The sequence below is a fragment of the Pseudomonas piscis genome (assembly GCF_009380155.1).
Lineage (GTDB): Bacteria > Pseudomonadota > Gammaproteobacteria > Pseudomonadales > Pseudomonadaceae > Aquipseudomonas > Aquipseudomonas piscis.
On sequence record NZ_WHUV01000005.1, the window covers coordinates 453,534 to 468,774 of the forward strand.

General features: G+C 60.0%; 13 protein-coding genes and 3 tRNA genes. 5 read left to right on the top strand and 11 right to left on the bottom strand.

Annotation, left to right across the window (positions count from 1 at the left end; genetic code table 11):
- Positions 1–74 precede the first annotated feature (74 nt).
- The 7 genes from lon to GDH07_RS26860 all read right to left on the bottom strand — a co-directional run bounded on the left by lon (position 75) and on the right by GDH07_RS26860 (position 6,799).
- Positions 75–2,471: an endopeptidase La gene (lon, locus tag GDH07_RS26830; RefSeq protein WP_053136738.1), complete on the bottom strand. Its 2,397-nt coding sequence runs from the start codon at positions 2,469–2,471 to the stop codon at positions 75–77.
- A 163-nt stretch (positions 2,472–2,634) separates the two neighbouring features.
- Positions 2,635–3,918 (bottom strand): ATP-dependent Clp protease ATP-binding subunit ClpX, encoded by a 1,284-nt coding sequence (gene clpX, locus GDH07_RS26835; protein WP_022639717.1) that lies wholly within the window; start codon positions 3,916–3,918, stop codon positions 2,635–2,637.
- A gap of 106 nt (positions 3,919–4,024) precedes the next feature.
- Positions 4,025–4,666: an ATP-dependent Clp endopeptidase proteolytic subunit ClpP gene (gene clpP / locus GDH07_RS26840; RefSeq protein ID WP_016965272.1), complete on the bottom strand. Its 642-nt coding sequence runs from the start codon at positions 4,664–4,666 to the stop codon at positions 4,025–4,027.
- Positions 4,667–4,758: 92 nt separating this feature from the next.
- The gene (tig, locus tag GDH07_RS26845) at positions 4,759–6,069 is read right to left on the bottom strand and encodes a trigger factor (RefSeq protein ID WP_152899419.1); all 1,311 of its coding nucleotides are present in this window, start codon (positions 6,067–6,069) and stop codon (positions 4,759–4,761) included.
- Positions 6,070–6,473: 404 nt separating this feature from the next.
- Positions 6,474–6,558, bottom strand: a tRNA-Leu gene (locus tag GDH07_RS26850).
- 56 nt (positions 6,559–6,614) lie between these two features.
- A tRNA-His gene (locus GDH07_RS26855) sits at positions 6,615–6,690 on the bottom strand.
- Between the two features lie 32 nt (positions 6,691–6,722).
- A tRNA-Arg gene (locus GDH07_RS26860) sits at positions 6,723–6,799 on the bottom strand.
- Positions 6,800–7,078: 279 nt separating this feature from the next.
- Here GDH07_RS26860 and folD point away from each other — a divergent pair.
- Complete coding sequence (folD, locus tag GDH07_RS26865; RefSeq protein ID WP_022639734.1) at positions 7,079–7,933, top strand: bifunctional methylenetetrahydrofolate dehydrogenase/methenyltetrahydrofolate cyclohydrolase FolD; 855 nt, start codon at positions 7,079–7,081, stop codon at positions 7,931–7,933.
- Between the two features lie 288 nt (positions 7,934–8,221).
- Positions 8,222–9,160 carry a D-alanyl-D-alanine endopeptidase gene (pbpG, locus tag GDH07_RS26870; protein ID WP_031320183.1) on the top strand — a complete coding sequence of 313 codons (939 nt, stop codon included), beginning with the start codon at positions 8,222–8,224 and terminating at the stop codon, positions 9,158–9,160.
- 58 nt (positions 9,161–9,218) lie between these two features.
- Here pbpG and GDH07_RS26875 read toward each other — a convergent pair whose 3' ends face one another.
- Positions 9,219–9,890: a peptidase C39 family protein gene (locus tag GDH07_RS26875; protein WP_053137537.1), complete on the bottom strand. Its 672-nt coding sequence runs from the start codon at positions 9,888–9,890 to the stop codon at positions 9,219–9,221.
- A 223-nt stretch (positions 9,891–10,113) separates the two neighbouring features.
- Between GDH07_RS26875 and GDH07_RS32405 the strand changes: the two genes are divergently transcribed.
- Positions 10,114–10,275 (top strand): hypothetical protein, encoded by a 162-nt coding sequence (locus GDH07_RS32405; protein ID WP_164485036.1) that lies wholly within the window; start codon positions 10,114–10,116, stop codon positions 10,273–10,275.
- A 79-nt stretch (positions 10,276–10,354) separates the two neighbouring features.
- Here GDH07_RS32405 and GDH07_RS26880 read toward each other — a convergent pair whose 3' ends face one another.
- Positions 10,355–11,110 (bottom strand): TerC family protein, encoded by a 756-nt coding sequence (locus GDH07_RS26880; protein ID WP_022639738.1) that lies wholly within the window; start codon positions 11,108–11,110, stop codon positions 10,355–10,357.
- A gap of 30 nt (positions 11,111–11,140) precedes the next feature.
- Entirely contained in the window at positions 11,141–11,389 is a 249-nt protein-coding gene (locus GDH07_RS26885) for a hypothetical protein (RefSeq protein WP_031320186.1), read from the bottom strand.
- A 133-nt stretch (positions 11,390–11,522) separates the two neighbouring features.
- Between GDH07_RS26885 and nhaR the strand changes: the two genes are divergently transcribed.
- A complete protein-coding gene (gene nhaR, locus GDH07_RS26890; RefSeq protein ID WP_152899420.1) occupies positions 11,523–12,428 on the top strand; it encodes a transcriptional activator NhaR in 906 nt (301 codons plus the stop codon).
- 3 nt (positions 12,429–12,431) lie between these two features.
- Here the strand turns inward: nhaR and GDH07_RS26895 are convergent, their stop codons facing one another.
- Positions 12,432–13,592 (bottom strand): MFS transporter, encoded by a 1,161-nt coding sequence (locus GDH07_RS26895; protein ID WP_152899421.1) that lies wholly within the window; start codon positions 13,590–13,592, stop codon positions 12,432–12,434.
- Positions 13,593–13,938: 346 nt separating this feature from the next.
- Between GDH07_RS26895 and sstT the strand changes: the two genes are divergently transcribed.
- A complete protein-coding gene (gene sstT / locus GDH07_RS26900; protein ID WP_022639740.1) occupies positions 13,939–15,171 on the top strand; it encodes a serine/threonine transporter SstT in 1,233 nt (410 codons plus the stop codon).
- The last annotated feature ends 70 nt before the right edge of the window (positions 15,172–15,241 follow it).

Sequence of the window (15,241 nt, forward strand, 5' to 3'; positions counted from 1 at the left end):
TACAGGCATTTAAGAGCCGCTTTATAACAAGGGCTCTAAAAAGCTGTCAAGGAAGCCCCCCAGGCTAATGCGTACTAATGCGTGCTAATTCTTTCCTTAGAGTCAGACTCGCGTTTTTCGTCCTTTGCAACTATCTCGGGAGCCACATCCGGCAAGGGCTCCGGCGCGTATTGCAGCGCAATTTGCAGGACTTCGTCAATCCATTTAACTGGTTTGATCTGCAGATCCTGCTTGATATTGTCAGGAATTTCTTTCAAATCGCGAACGTTCTCTTCAGGAATGATCACGGTCTTGATTCCGCCCCGATGAGCCGCCAGTAGTTTCTCTTTCAAACCACCGATAGCCAATACCTGACCACGCAGAGTGATCTCACCGGTCATCGCTACATCGGCTCGTACCGGAATGCCGGTCAGGGCCGAAACCAGTGCCGTGCACATGCCGATGCCCGCGCTTGGACCGTCTTTCGGGGTTGCGCCTTCGGGCATGTGGATATGGGTGTCACGCTTCTCGTGGAAATCCAGCGGAATGCCCAGGCTCTTGGCGCGGCTGCGCACTACGGTCTGCGCTGCAGTGATCGATTCGACCATGACATCGCCCAGGGAACCGGTCTTGATCAGTTGCCCCTTGCCTGGCACCACCGCCGCCTCGATGGTCAACAGCTCACCACCCACCTGGGTCCATGCCAGACCGGTCACCTGGCCGATCTGGTCCTGCTGTTCGGCCAGGCCATAGCGGAATTTGCGCACGCCGAGGAAATGCTCCAGCAGGTCGGAAGTGACCTTCACCGAGAAGCGTTTTTCCATCGCATGTTCCTTCACCGCCTTGCGGCAGACCTTGGCGATCTGGCGCTCCAGGCCGCGCACACCGGCTTCGCGGGTGTAGTAGCGGATGATGTCGCGGATCGCCGCCGGGTCGAATTCCAGCTCGCCCTTCTTCAGGCCGTTGGCCTGGATCTGCTTGGGCGCAAGGTACTTGACCGCGATGTTGATCTTCTCGTCCTCGGTGTAGCCGGGCAGGCGAATCACTTCCATCCGATCCAGCAGGGCCGGAGGAATGTTCATCGAGTTGGAGGTGCAGAGGAACATCACATCGGACAGGTCGTAGTCGACCTCCAGGTAGTGATCGTTGAAATTGTGGTTCTGTTCGGGGTCCAGTACCTCGAGCAGTGCCGACGCAGGATCGCCGCGCATGTCGCTACCCATCTTGTCGATTTCATCGAGCAGGAACAGTGGGTTGCGCACGCCAACCTTGGTCATCTTTTGAATCAATCTTCCCGGCATCGAACCGATGTAGGTCCGACGATGCCCACGAATTTCCGCTTCGTCACGCACACCACCCAGGGCCATGCGCACGAACTTGCGGTTGGTGGCGTTGGCGATCGATTCCGCCAGGGAGGTCTTGCCGACCCCGGGCGGGCCCACCAGGCACAGTACCGGGCCACGAATCTTCTTCACGCGCTTCTGCACGGCGAGGTATTCGAGGATCCGTTCCTTGACCTCTTCCAGGCCGTAGTGGTCGGCATCGAGGATGTCCTCGGCACGCGCCAGGTCCAGGCGCACCTTGCTCTGGGCCTTCCACGGCACCTGCACCAGCCAGTCGATGTAGGAGCGAACCACGGTGGCCTCGGCGGACATCGGCGACATCTGCTTGAGCTTGTTCAGCTCGGCCTGGGCCTTGGCCATGGCGTCCTTCGGCAGTCCGGCGGCATCGATGCGCTTCTTCAGCTCTTCGATTTCGTTGTGGCCTTCGTCACCGTCGCCCAGCTCTTTCTGAATGGCCTTCATCTGCTCATTCAGGTAGTACTCGCGCTGGCTGCGCTCCATCTGCTTCTTGACGCGGCCACGGATGCGCTTCTCCACTTGCAGCAGATCGATCTCGGCATCCAGCAGGGCCAGGACATGCTCGACCCGTGCGGACAGGTCGATGATCTCGAGGATTTCCTGCTTCTGCTCGATCTTCAGCGCCATGTGTGCCGCCATGGTATCCACCAGGCGGCTGGGCTCATCGATACTGTTGAGGGAAGAAAGAACCTCGGCAGGTACCTTCTTGCCCAGCTGTACATACTGCTCGAACTGGGACAGCAGGCTGCGGACGAAAACTTCCGACTCGCGGTCGGGAGCTTCGACCTCATCAATCAGGGCGACTTCGGCACGGCAGTGGCCGTCCACTTCGCTGAAGCGCTCGACAGCGCCGCGCTGCTCACCCTCGACCAGCACCTTGACAGTGCCATCGGGCAATTTGAGCAACTGCAGCACAGTCGCAATGGTACCTACGCGATAGAGCGCATCCTCACCGGGATCGTCATCAGCAGGGTTTCTCTGTGCCAGCAGCAGAATCTGCTTGTCGCCCGTCATCGCTGCCTCGAGGGCTTCGATCGACTTCTCGCGCCCCACGAACAGCGGGATAACCATGTGCGGATAAACCACGACATCACGCAATGGCAGGAGAGGCAATTCGATGGTTGTCTTCATGATTTCGCCTCTACGGCGGCCATACGGCCGTAAACAGGTGGAAGTAAGCGTGAAACCAAGATGGGGGCTGCCTGAAAAAAAAACAAGCTCAAAGACAGCGTTTCAAAGACGCTAAAAACAAAGGGGCCCGAAGGCCCCTTCTTTCACTCAAACAGCCCGAAGCTTACGCGTCGGGAGCTGCCTTGGCAGTCGGCTCACTGTTTTCATAGATGAACAGTGGCTGGGACTTGCCTTCAATAACGCTTTCGTCGATCACTACTTTACTCACCTCGGACTGCGAGGGGATCTCGTACATAGTGTCGAGCAGTACGCCTTCGAGAATCGAGCGCAGACCACGGGCGCCAGTCTTGCGCTCCAGAGCCCGCTTGGCCACGGCCTTCAGTGCGTCGGCACGGAACTCCAGGTCGACACCTTCCATCTCGAACAGCTTGCCGTATTGCTTGGTCAAGGCGTTCTTCGGTTCGGTGAGAATCTGGATCAGCGCAGCTTCATCCAGCTCGTCCAGGGTTGCCAGGACCGGCAGGCGGCCCACGAACTCTGGAATCAGGCCGAACTTGACCAGATCATCAGGCTCGACTTCACGCAGGGACTCGCCAACCTTCTTGCCCTCTTCCTTGCTGCGAACTTCGGCGTTGAAGCCGATGCCGCCGCGAGTGGAGCGGTTCTGGATGACCTTTTCCAGGCCGGAGAACGCGCCACCACAGATGAACAGGATGTTGCGGGTGTCGACCTGCAGGAACTCCTGCTGGGGATGCTTGCGGCCACCTTGAGGCGGAACCGAGGCAACCGTGCCTTCGATCAGCTTCAACAATGCCTGCTGCACGCCTTCGCCGGAAACATCCCGGGTAATCGAAGGGTTGTCGGACTTGCGGGAAATCTTGTCGATTTCGTCGATGTAGACAATGCCCATCTGGGCTTTTTCCACATCGTAGTCGCACTTCTGCAGCAGCTTCTGAATGATGTTCTCGACGTCCTCACCCACATAGCCGGCTTCGGTCAGGGTGGTAGCGTCGGCAATGGTGAAAGGCACATTCAACAGGCGCGCCAGGGTTTCGGCCAACAGTGTTTTACCCGAACCTGTAGGGCCGATCAGCAAGATGTTGCTCTTGCCGAGCTCGACATCGTCACTTTTCTTGTCACGCTGGTTAAGACGCTTGTAGTGGTTGTACACCGCTACCGCCAGAACCTTCTTCGCACGCTCCTGACCAATCACATACTGATCAAGGATGCCGCTGATTTCTTTAGGCGAAGGCAATTTATGCGCGCTGCTCTCGGCCTGTGCCTCCTGCACCTCCTCACGGATGATGTCATTGCACAGGTCGACGCACTCGTCGCAGATAAAGACCGAGGGGCCGGCAATCAATTTGCGTACTTCATGCTGGCTTTTGCCACAGAAGGAGCAATAAAGCAGTTTGCCGTTGTCCTCGCCGTTGCGGGTGTCAGTCATTCGATCGATCCAAATCCGATAGGCTTGCAACACAAGATGAAGGCAATTGCGGGCTTTTTCAAGTCCGCAGGCGACCGGTCAAACCAGCCGCCTACATTCAAGTTGCTTAGGCGGGCATTTGACGCTTGTTGATCACGGAGTCGATCAGGCCGTACTCCGCCGCGCGCTCGGCGCTCATGAAGTTGTCGCGCTCAGTGTCACGCTCAATGGTTTCCAGGCTCTGGCCGGTGTGATGGGCCAGCAGCGAGTTCAGGCGCGAACGGATGTGCAGGATTTCCTTGGCATGGATGTCGATATCCGACGCCTGGCCTTGGAAACCGCCGAGCGGTTGGTGGATCATCATGCGCGAGTTCGGCAGGCAGTGGCGCTTGCCAGCCGCACCACCTGCAAGCAGGAATGCGCCCATGCTGCATGCCTGACCGATGCAAATGGTCGAAACATCAGGCTTGATGAACTGCATGGTGTCGTAGATCGACATGCCGGCGGTCACCGAACCACCTGGCGAGTTGATGTACAGATGGATGTCCTTGTCCGGGTTTTCGGCTTCAAGGAAAAGCAGCTGTGCCGCAACCAGGTTGGCCATGTAGTCCTCTACCGGGCCAATCAGGAAGATCACTCGCTCCTTGAGGAGGCGCGAGTAGATGTCGTAGGCACGCTCGCCACGGGCGGACTGCTCGATAACCATCGGGACCAGACCACCTGCGGCCTGAATGTCAGAGCTCTGCTGATAATAAGAATTGCGGGACATGTCCTGCAGTCACTCCCAAATAGTCATGTCTTGAATACGCATAAGCCAGCACGAAGGCTGGCTTATGGTGTGTGCTTCGAACGAAAAAAGGATCAGTCGGCTTGAGGTGCTTCTACCGGCTTGACCGCTTCTTCGTAAGAGACCGATTTGTCGGTCACGCTAGCTTTCTGCAGAACAGTATCCACAACTTGTTCTTCCAGCACAACCGAACGCACTTCGTTCAGTTGCTGCTCGTTCTTGTAGTACCAGGACACGACTTGTTCTGGCTCCTGGTAGGCCGAAGCCATTTCCTGGATCAGTTCACGAACGCGTGCTTCGTCAGGCTTGAGGTCGAATTGCTTGACCACTTCAGCAACGATCAGGCCCAGCACTACGCGGCGCTTGGCTTGTTCTTCGAACAGCTCGGCTGGCAGCTGGTCAGGCTTGATGTTGCCACCGAATTGCTGAACAGCCTGAACGCGCAGACGGTTGACTTCGTTATCCAGCAGAGCCTTCGGCACTTCGATCGGATTGGCGGCCAGCAGACCGTCCATGACCTGGTTCTTCACCTTCGACTTGATGGCCTGACGCAGTTCACGCTCCATGTTCTTGCGAACTTCGGCACGGAAACCATCCAGGCCAGCTTCCTTGATACCGAATTGAGCGAAGAACTCTTCGGTCAGTTCAGGCAGCTTGGGCTCGGAAACGCTGTTGATGGTAACGGTGAACTCGGCAGCCTTGTTGGCCAGGTCCAGGTTCTGGTAGTTCTCGGGGAAGGTCAGGTTCAGAACGCGCTCTTCACCAGCCTTGGCGCCAACCAGACCATCTTCGAAGCCCGGGATCATGCGGCCGGAGCCCAGGACCAGTTGGGTACCCTTGGCCGAACCGCCAGCGAAGGCTTCGCCGTCAATCTTGCCAACGAAATCAATGTTCAGCTGGTCATCGTTCTGGGCAGCGCGGTCGGCCACTTCGAAACGAACGTTCTGCTTGCGCAGGATTTCCAGCATGTTGTCCAGATCGGCATCAGCCACTTCGGCGCTCAGGCGCTCGACAGCGATACCTTCGAAACCGGCAACGGTGAACTCCGGGAACACTTCGAAAGTGGCAACGTATTCCAGGTCCTTGCCTTTCTCCAGCACCTTGGGCTCGACCGAAGGAGCGCCAGCCGGGTTCAGCTTCTGCTCGACAACAGCTTCGTAGAAGGAAGCCTGGATCACATCACCTACTGCTTCTTGACGTGCATCAGCCTCATAACGCTGACGAATCACGCTCATTGGAACCTTGCCAGGACGGAAGCCTGGGATTTTGGCCTTTTGGGCAGTCTGCTGCAGACGCTTGTTGACCTGGCTCTCGATGCGCTCAGCCGGCACGGTGATGCTCATGCGGCGCTCAAGAGCAGAAGTATTTTCAACAGAAACTTGCATGGATATTCCTCGTTGCACAGACGATTAGCCGGCCGTTTTCCGACCCCAGAATCAAGGGCATGCATTCTAGTGGGTCGAACTCAAGAAGTCACCCTACTGAAAACGGGTAAAAAGCGGCCAGCAATGTGAAGACGGGGACAAAGGTTCCAGCCCCGCCGTGAGAGCAAATACTACGAACCGAACCAGGGCCTCTGCATCAGCCCTTCTATATATAGAAGGAACCTGAGCGAGCCCCTCGAACGCACCAGCGAACAGCAGCCATCGCCGGGAAAGCTGGCGAATACCGCACGAGCATTCACCACCTGGCACGCCGCGCGCACGGGGCGCCACCAAGACCGGAAACGAAAACGGCGCAGACCTTTTCAGGTACTGCGCCGTCATCTGCTATTAACTAGCTACTTTATTGGTGCGGACGAAGAGACTCGAACTCTTACACCTTGCGGCGCTGGAACCTAAATCCAGTGTGTCTACCAATTCCACCACGTCCGCGTAACAAGCTTTTAAAGCAAAGGCGCCAGATTGTTAATCTGGCGCCTTTTCGAATATGGGGTGGACGATGGGGATCGAACCCACGACAACAGGAGTCACAATCCTGTGCTCTACCAACTGAGCTACGCCCACCATATTGCGTTACTTGTGCCAAAGCTGCCTAATGGCGCACCCGGCAGGACTCGAACCTGCGACCATCCGCTTAGAAGGCGGATGCTCTATCCAGCTGAGCTACGGGCGCCTTATTAATCTGTACTCTTAGATGACTACAAACTAATTGCTTCAGTCGTTACGAGTTAAACATCAACTCTGCCCGACCTTCTTAACCAGTGCTAGGCTGTGCCCGACAAGTGCGACGAATGTTATAGACGAGCCGTTAGGTCGTCAACTCTTTTTTAAAAAAAATTCATTTAATTAAAGGAGTTAGGGCAATTCACGGACCAAGCGCCTTTGCCCTCTCGTCCCGACATGCGAGAATGCGTTCTCATTTTCTCTCCCTCTCGATGGTTAATCACGCGTCATGACTGCACAACTAATCGACGGCAAAGCGATCGCCGCTAGCCTGCGCCAGCAGATCGCCAAGCGTGTCGCCGAGCGTCGCCAGCAAGGCCTGCGTACTCCTGGTCTTGCGGTGATTCTGGTCGGCAGCGACCCGGCCTCCCAGGTCTATGTCTCGCACAAGCGTAAAGACTGCGAAGAGGTAGGCTTCCTTTCCCAAGCCTACGATCTACCGGCCGATACCACCCAAGAAGCCCTGGCCGGCCTGATCGACCGCCTCAACGATGACCCGAATATCGATGGCGTCCTGCTGCAACTGCCTCTGCCGGAGCACCTGGACTCTTCTCTATTGCTGGAGCGCATCCGCCCGGACAAGGACGTGGATGGCTTCCATCCTTATAACGTCGGGCGCCTGGCCCAGCGCATCCCGCTGCTGCGCCCCTGCACCCCCAAGGGCATCATGACCCTGCTGGAGAGCACCGGTGCCGACCTGTACGGCATGGATGCGGTAGTCGTAGGCGCATCCAACATCGTCGGCCGCCCCATGGCCATGGAGTTGTTGCTGGCAGGCTGCACCGTGACCGTGACCCATCGCTTCACCAAGGACCTGGCCGGCCATGTCGGCCGTGCCGACCTGGTGGTCGTGGCCGCCGGCAAGCCGGGCCTGGTCAAGGGCGAATGGATCAAGGAAGGCGCGATCGTCATCGACGTCGGCATCAACCGCCAGGAAGACGGCAAGCTGGTAGGCGACGTGGTGTATGACACCGCCCTGCCCCGCGCTGGCTGGATTACGCCGGTGCCAGGTGGCGTAGGCCCCATGACTCGCGCCTGCCTGCTGGAAAACACCCTGTACGCCGCCGAAACGCTGCACAGCTGAGTTTTCCGGTTCTTGAAAAAGCCCGCCATTGGCGGGCTTTTTCATTCCGTAAATGCACTATTCTCGACGCTCTCATCGCCAGCGGTTCTCAAGGCTCCCTTCCCTGGCGCCAGGGACCGGCCAGATACTACCGTTCAGCAAAAACTTGGGTTTTTTCTTGGTTTTTAAGGGCTTTCGCCTGACTGCTGAAGAGCAATCGACAGTTCTTCAGCCATACTCATAAAATGTAACGTTTTTCCAAGAAAGCCCGTTGCAAGACGGCGTATCCATCCTATCGAGTCCACCAGCGTGAAAATTCGTCTCTCCATCCTCAGCTTGTTGTTTGCTGTGTCCGGTACCCTGGTCGCGCAGAGCGTCGACGCCGCCGAAACCACCGCGGCGCCAAGAGACACTTCACAATTGCACATCGCCTCCGGCAGCGCCCTGCTGCTGGACCTGCAGACCAACAAAGTCATCTATTCAAGCAACCCGGACGTCGTGGTGCCCATCGCCTCGGTCACCAAGCTCATGACCGCCATGGTCGTGCTGGACGCCAAGCAGCCCATGAACGAATACATTTCCGTCAATATCAGCGATACCCCGGAAATGAAAGGCGTGTTCTCCCGAGTCAAGCTCAATAGCGAACTCAGCCGCCATGAAATGCTCCTGATCACCCTGATGTCCTCGGAAAACCGCGCCGCCGCCAGCCTGGCCCACCATTACCCGGGTGGTTACGCCGCCTTCATCGCCGCGATGAACGCCAAGGCCAAGTCCCTGGGCATGACCCACACCCGCTACGTGGAGCCCACCGGCCTGTCGATCCATAACGTGTCCACCGCCCGCGACCTGAGCAAGCTGCTGCTGGCCGCACGCAAATATCCGCTGCTCAGCGAACTGAGCACCACCAAGGAAAAGACCGTGGCATTCCGCAAGCCCAACTACACCCTGGGCTTTCGCAATACCGACCATCTGGTGAACAAGGAAAAATGGGACATCAAGATCACCAAGACCGGCTTCACCAACCAGGCCGGTCATTGCCTGGTGCTGGTGACCAGCATGGGCAATCGTCCGGTGGCCCTGGTGATTCTCGATGCCTTCGGCAAGTACACCCACTTCGCCGATGCCAGCCGGATCCGCAACTGGGTAGAAACCGGCAAGAGTGGCTCGGTGCCGGATGTGGCCCTGCGCTACAAGGCCGAGAAGAACCTCAAGAGCCGGCAGGTGGGAGCCACCCAGGCCTCCCACTGATCCGCAGCTCTCTCCTGCAACAACGGCGCCCTCGGGCGCCGTTGTCGTTATTACAGGCTCAACGTTTGTCGAGGGCCTTGCCGGCCCTGGCGGCTGCCTGCTCCTGGCCGGCCTGGGCCAGTTCATTGACCGCCTTCAGCCAACGCTGGCGATCGACCCCCGCCGGCAGTTGCTCGGGAGCCTGGATCAGCACCGCGAAGCTACCGGCATCCTTCCAGGCTGACTCGAACTCGCCGAATTCCATCAACTGCCGACGCAACTTGGCACCGCGCAACAGCACCGTCTGCTTGTCCCGGTTGTAACCCGCCAGCACCGCATAACGCGGCTCGGTCCAGAACTTGCCTTCGGTAAAACGCACCAGCACTGGATAACCCGCAGCCACCTGGGTCAGCAGGGCCGCCAGGTTATCGTCCAGGGGGTAGACCACCATGCCGTATTCCCGAGCCAGCTTCTGCATGTTTTGCTGCAACTGGGCCTCGGCTCCCGGCAAATGCAGGGGCTTGTCCAGCAACCCCGGGGTGATCACGATGCCCTGCTGCGACAGCATGCTGGCCAAGGCCCCCGGCCCGCTCTGGTACATCTCGCCACGGAAGAACGGCACGCTGCTCAGCTCCACCCGCTCAGGCAGGCGCTTGAACTGCGGCTGCACGCTGCCGGCACAACCGACCAGGCCCAGGACACAGGCGCCGGCCAGCAGCGCCACTCGAAATCGAGGAAATACCCGCACCATCATCGCTCTCTATATCTGCTGCCGGGCGACCCGCTCCCGGCTGGGGCCCTGATCATAGGGCTCTCGCGAGCAGGGGTATAGCGCCGGGGGGCAGTTAATTTAAAACCATAGAGCGAAGTGTTCGAAGACTCTCGACTATTGGTCAATAGCTTGAAACACAGAGGCTACTAGACTGTCGATTAGTAAGAGTGTGTGCCCCACAAGGGCACGAAAGGAGGCACTTATGAGCCTGACGACAACGATCCTGATGCTGGTCCTGGGCTGGCTGGCCGTAGCCGGCGCCATGCTCTGGGGCGTATTGCGCATCACCCGGCGCCATCACCATCCACGGCAACCCGCCGCCCCCGTGCAAAAGGCCGATCGCCGCCCCGCCACCGTCCATTGACTGACCACAAGCCCAGAAACCAAGCGGCCGCCCGACTCCAGGGAGTCAAGGCGGCTGCGGGGCATGCCTGCCGTTCAGGTCAGGCCTGGGCCTGGCTCTCCTGGCGCTTCTGCCGGGCCCGGCGGGCCAGCATGTTCAGGCACTCGATGGCAGCCGAGAACGCCATCGCCGCATAAACATAGCCCTTGGGCACGTGGGCACCGAAACCTTCGGCGATCAGGGTCATGCCGATCATGATCAAGAAGCCCAGGGCCAGCATCACCACGGTCGGGTTGTCATTGATGAACTTGGCCAGCGGCTCGGCGGCCAGCAGCATCACCAATACCGAGACCACTACGGCGATGATCATGATCGGCAGGTGCTCGGTCATGCCCACGGCGGTAATGATGCTGTCGATGGAGAACACCATGTCCAGCAGCAGGATCTGGCCGATCGCCGCGGCGAAACCGATGGCCACGCTGGGCGTCTCGGGCTTGGCCTCTTCAGGCTTGGAATCCATGCTGTGATGGATTTCCGTCGTGGCTTTCCATACCAGGAACAGGCCGCCGGCGATCAGGATCATGTCCTTCCAGGAGAAGCTCTGCCCCATCACCTCGATCACAGGCTCGGTGAGCTGGACGATGAACGCCACCGTGCTGAGCAAGGCCAGGCGCATGAACAGGGCCATGCCGATACCCAGCCGCCGCGCCTTGGCCCGGTGCTGTTCCGGCAACTTGTTGGTGAGGATGGAAATGAAGATCAGGTTATCGATGCCAAGCACGATCTCCATCACCACCAGGGTAGCCAGGGCGACCCAGGCGGTAGGGCTGGCGGCAAGTTGTAAAAGGTAATCCATGGGTCAATCCTGACTCGGTTGAATGAAAGATCAGATTTCCTGGGACGATTCGGCCTGCTTGGCGTCCTTATCCTGGTCTTTTTCCTTGCCGACGACACCGCGGGTGGCATCGCTCAGGGCCTGCTCCGCCGCCTTGTGAGTGTCGTCGATGGCTTGCTTGGCCGCTTGCGCCGTTTTGTCCAGCACTTGCTGGGCACTCTTCTCCGCCTGATCACAGCCCGCCAGGGTCAGCATAGACAGGGCCAGCACCGTGACCGCACCCAGGTTCTTCAATGACATGCTCTTTCCTCGATAGAACGGACAGGACCAAGGGGTGGCCCGTCGATGGCGTGGCATTCTAAGGAGCGCAATACTTCAGTAAAATTCGTATTTTCAGCAGTTATACTTCGGTTTTTACGAATATAGGCCAGCCATGCTCAACTACCGCCAATTGCACTACTTCTGGGTCGTGGCCAAGACCGGCAGCATCGTCCGCGCCTGCGAGCAACTGAACCTGACGCCCCAGACCATCAGCGGGCAGATCACCTTGCTGGAGCAGACCTATGGCGTGGAGCTGTTTCGCCGGGTCGGGCGCCAGCTGGAACTGACCGAGGCCGGACGCCAGACGCTGCCCTACGCCGAGCAGATGTTCCAGCTCGGCGGCGAACTGGAGGCCATGCTCCGGGCCCGCCCCGATGAACAGCAGATCCAGTTCCGCGTGGGAGTGGCGGATGTGGTGCCCAAGTCCATCGTCTACCGGCTGATCGCCCCGACCATGGAGCTGAGTGAGCCGATCCGCCTCACCTGCCGCGAAGACAAACTGGAACGCCTGCTCGCCGACCTGGCCATCCAGCGCCTGGACCTGGTGATTTCCGATAGCCCCATGCCAAGCCACCTGGATATCAAGGGCTACAGCCAGAAGCTGGGGGAATGCGGGATCAGTTTCTTCGCGACTGAGCAGTTGGCGCGCCTGCATGGCGCCGACTTTCCCCGCGGCCTGCACGGGGCACCACTGCTGATTCCCGGACAGGAAACCGTGGTCCGCAGCCGCTTGCTACGCTGGTTCGCCGAGCAGCAATTGCAGCCGCGGATCATCGGGGAGTTCGACGACAGCGCCCTGATGCAGGCCTTCGGCCAGTCCGGGAGCGGTATTTTCATCGCCCCCAGCGTGATCGCCGATGAGGTGCGCCAGCAATATGGAGTGCAGCTGATTGGCCAGACCGACGCCGTGGCCGAGTCGTTCTATGCCATTTCCGTGGAGCGCAAGGTCAAGCACCCCGGCATCGTGGCCATCACCGAAGGGGCGCGACGCGAATTGTTCACGCCCCTCGGCCACTGAACTTCAGGAAGCGCAGGCCTGGGGAGCGGCCTCCACCTTCATCAGCAGCACCGCCAGGAAGATGGACAGCAGGATGAAACCAGCCGCCGTGAACCCCAGGTGGCCCAGGCCGAAGGTATCGATCACCCGGCCGCCGACTATCGCCCCCAGGCCCACGCCGACGTTGGCCCCGGCGATGTTCAGCGAGGCGGCGAACGCCGGCGCCTGCGGGGCGGCTTTCATCATCCGCACATGGCTGACCAGGAACATCGCCGCCTGGGTCATGCCCCAGATTCCCATGGCCGCCGCCAGCCCCAGGGTCGAGTGAATGCTCGGCACCAGGGCCACCATGCCGCCCATCATCAAGGCACAGAACACCATCGAGGCGATCAGCGGATGGCGGTCCACCACCCGGCCTCCCAGGGAGTTGCCGATCAGCCCTACCGCGCCGAAGCCCATCAGGCACCAGCCCACCAGGGTGCCGTTGAAGCCGGCCAGGCGCTCGAGGATATCCGCCAGGTAGGTATAGGCGGTGAACATGCCACTGAACACCAGGATCGACAGCAGCACATGCCCGAGCATCAGCGGATTGCGCAGGATGCCGAACTGCGAGCCCAGGCTGGCCTGTTCGTCATGCACCGCAGTCTTGGGCAAGTAGAGGAACAAGAGCAGTGCCTTGGCGAAGGCCACCAGGGCGAGGATGGCGAACGCGCTGCGCCAGCCGAAGACGTCGGCGATCAGGGTGCCCACCGGAATCCCGAATACCGTGGCGCAGACGATGCCGAAACCGATCTTGGAGATGGCGCGCCCGGCATCGTCCGGTCCGACGATATCCACCGCGGTTTCACTGGCCAGGGCCCAGAACACCGGCAACCCGAGGGCCGGCACCAGCCGGGCGAAGGCCATCACCCAGATGTTCGGCGCCAGGGCCGCCACGGTATTGGACAGGCCGAACAGCACCAATACGATGATGAACAGCTGCTTGCGCGGGAAACGCGCGAAGTAGGCGGTCAGGAACGGGCCGAACGCGGCGACGGTGAACGCGAACAGGGTCACCAGCAAGCCGGCCTGGGACACGCTGACCTGCAAGTCGCGGGCGATCGCCGGCAACAGGCCGACGATCACGAACTCCGTGGTCAGGATGGTGAAGCCCGCGGCCGATAACAGCAGGATGGGAAACAGCATGAAAACTCCAGCGACGACGAATGACAGCGAGGCCCGAAGGGCGCGCTGAGCGGATAGGAAAAAAGGGATGGCGAATACTAACAGACCGGGTCCGGGTCAAGGCAACCTCAAGCTGCTATCCCGGCTGCCGACAAGTGGCAGATCGTCACATCGGCACGGGAAGCCGGGCCTGCTGTGCTAAAGTCCGCTCCCTGCCCCAAACGGACACCGGGCAAGCGCCTGCCACGTGATCGACCCGAGCGTCCGTTGCTTTCCGACCGCAGCCTTGTGTCGCGGTTCAATCCCGAGGCAGCGCCCTGCGGGACCGCCAACACGCACTGCACATTAAAAAAACAGAGATACCTTCATGAGCGCTTCACCTCCCTCTTTCCTGCAATCCCTCAAACGCTTGAGCCTGGTGACCCAGATCGTCATCGGCCTGATTGCCGGCATCGCCCTGGCACTGCTGGCGCCCGAGGCGGCCAAGTCCACCGCCTTCATCGGCAAGGTGTTCGTCTCGGCGCTCAAGGCCGTGGCGCCAATCCTGGTATTCGTGCTGGTCATGGCGTCGATCGCCAACCACAAGCACGGCCAGGAAACCCACATCCGGCCGATCCTGGTGCTCTACCTGCTGGGCACCTTCGCCGCCGCGGTGGTGGCCGTGATCGCCAGCAGCCTGTTCCCGTCGTCCCTGGTGCTGGTCACCCATGACGTGGCCGTCAGCGCCCCGGGCGGTATCAGCGAAGTCCTGCAAAGCCTGCTGCTGAGCGTGGTGGACAATCCGGTCAGCGCGCTGATGAACGCCAACTTCATCGGCATCCTGGCCTGGGCCATCGGCATGGGCGTGGCCATCCGCCATGCCGGGGAAGCCACCCGCAACGTGCTCGACGACCTGTCCAGCGGCGTGACCCTGATCGTGCGGGTGGTGATCCGCTTCGCGCCCCTGGGGATCTTCGGCCTGGTGGCCTCGACCCTGGCCACTTCCGGCTTCGATGCCCTGCTCGGCTACCTGCACCTGCTGGCGGTGCTGATCGGCTGCATGCTGTTCGTGGCCCTGGTGATGAACCCGCTGATCGTCTACTGGAAGATCCGCCGCAACCCCTTCCCCCTCGTGCTGACCTGCCTGCGCGAAAGCGGTATCACCGCCTTCTTCACCCGCAGCTCGGCAGCCAACATCCCGGTCAACCTGGAACTGAGCAAGCGCCTGGGCCTGCACGAAGACACCTACTCGGTGTCCATTCCCCTGGGCGCCACCATCAACATGGCTGGCGCTGCGATCACCATCACCGTGCTGAGCCTGGCCGCCGTGCACACCCTTGGCATCGCCGTGGACCTGCCCACCGCCGTGCTGCTGAGCGTGGTCGCGGCCATCTGCGCCTGCGGTGCGTCCGGCGTCGCCGGCGGCTCGCTGCTGCTGATCCCGCTGGCCTGCAGCCTGTTCGGCATCCCCAGCGAAATCGCCATGCAGGTGGTGGCCGTGGGCTTCATCATCGGTGTCCTGCAGGACTCGGCGGAAACCGCGCTGAACTCCTCCACCGACGTGCTCTTCACCGCTGCGGCCTGCATGGCCCAGGAAGACAAGGGCCAGGCATCCGCCTGATTGCGCCCCATTGAAAAAGCCCGGCCAGGTTGACCCTGGCCGGGCTTTTTCATGCCTGCAACACAGTCGG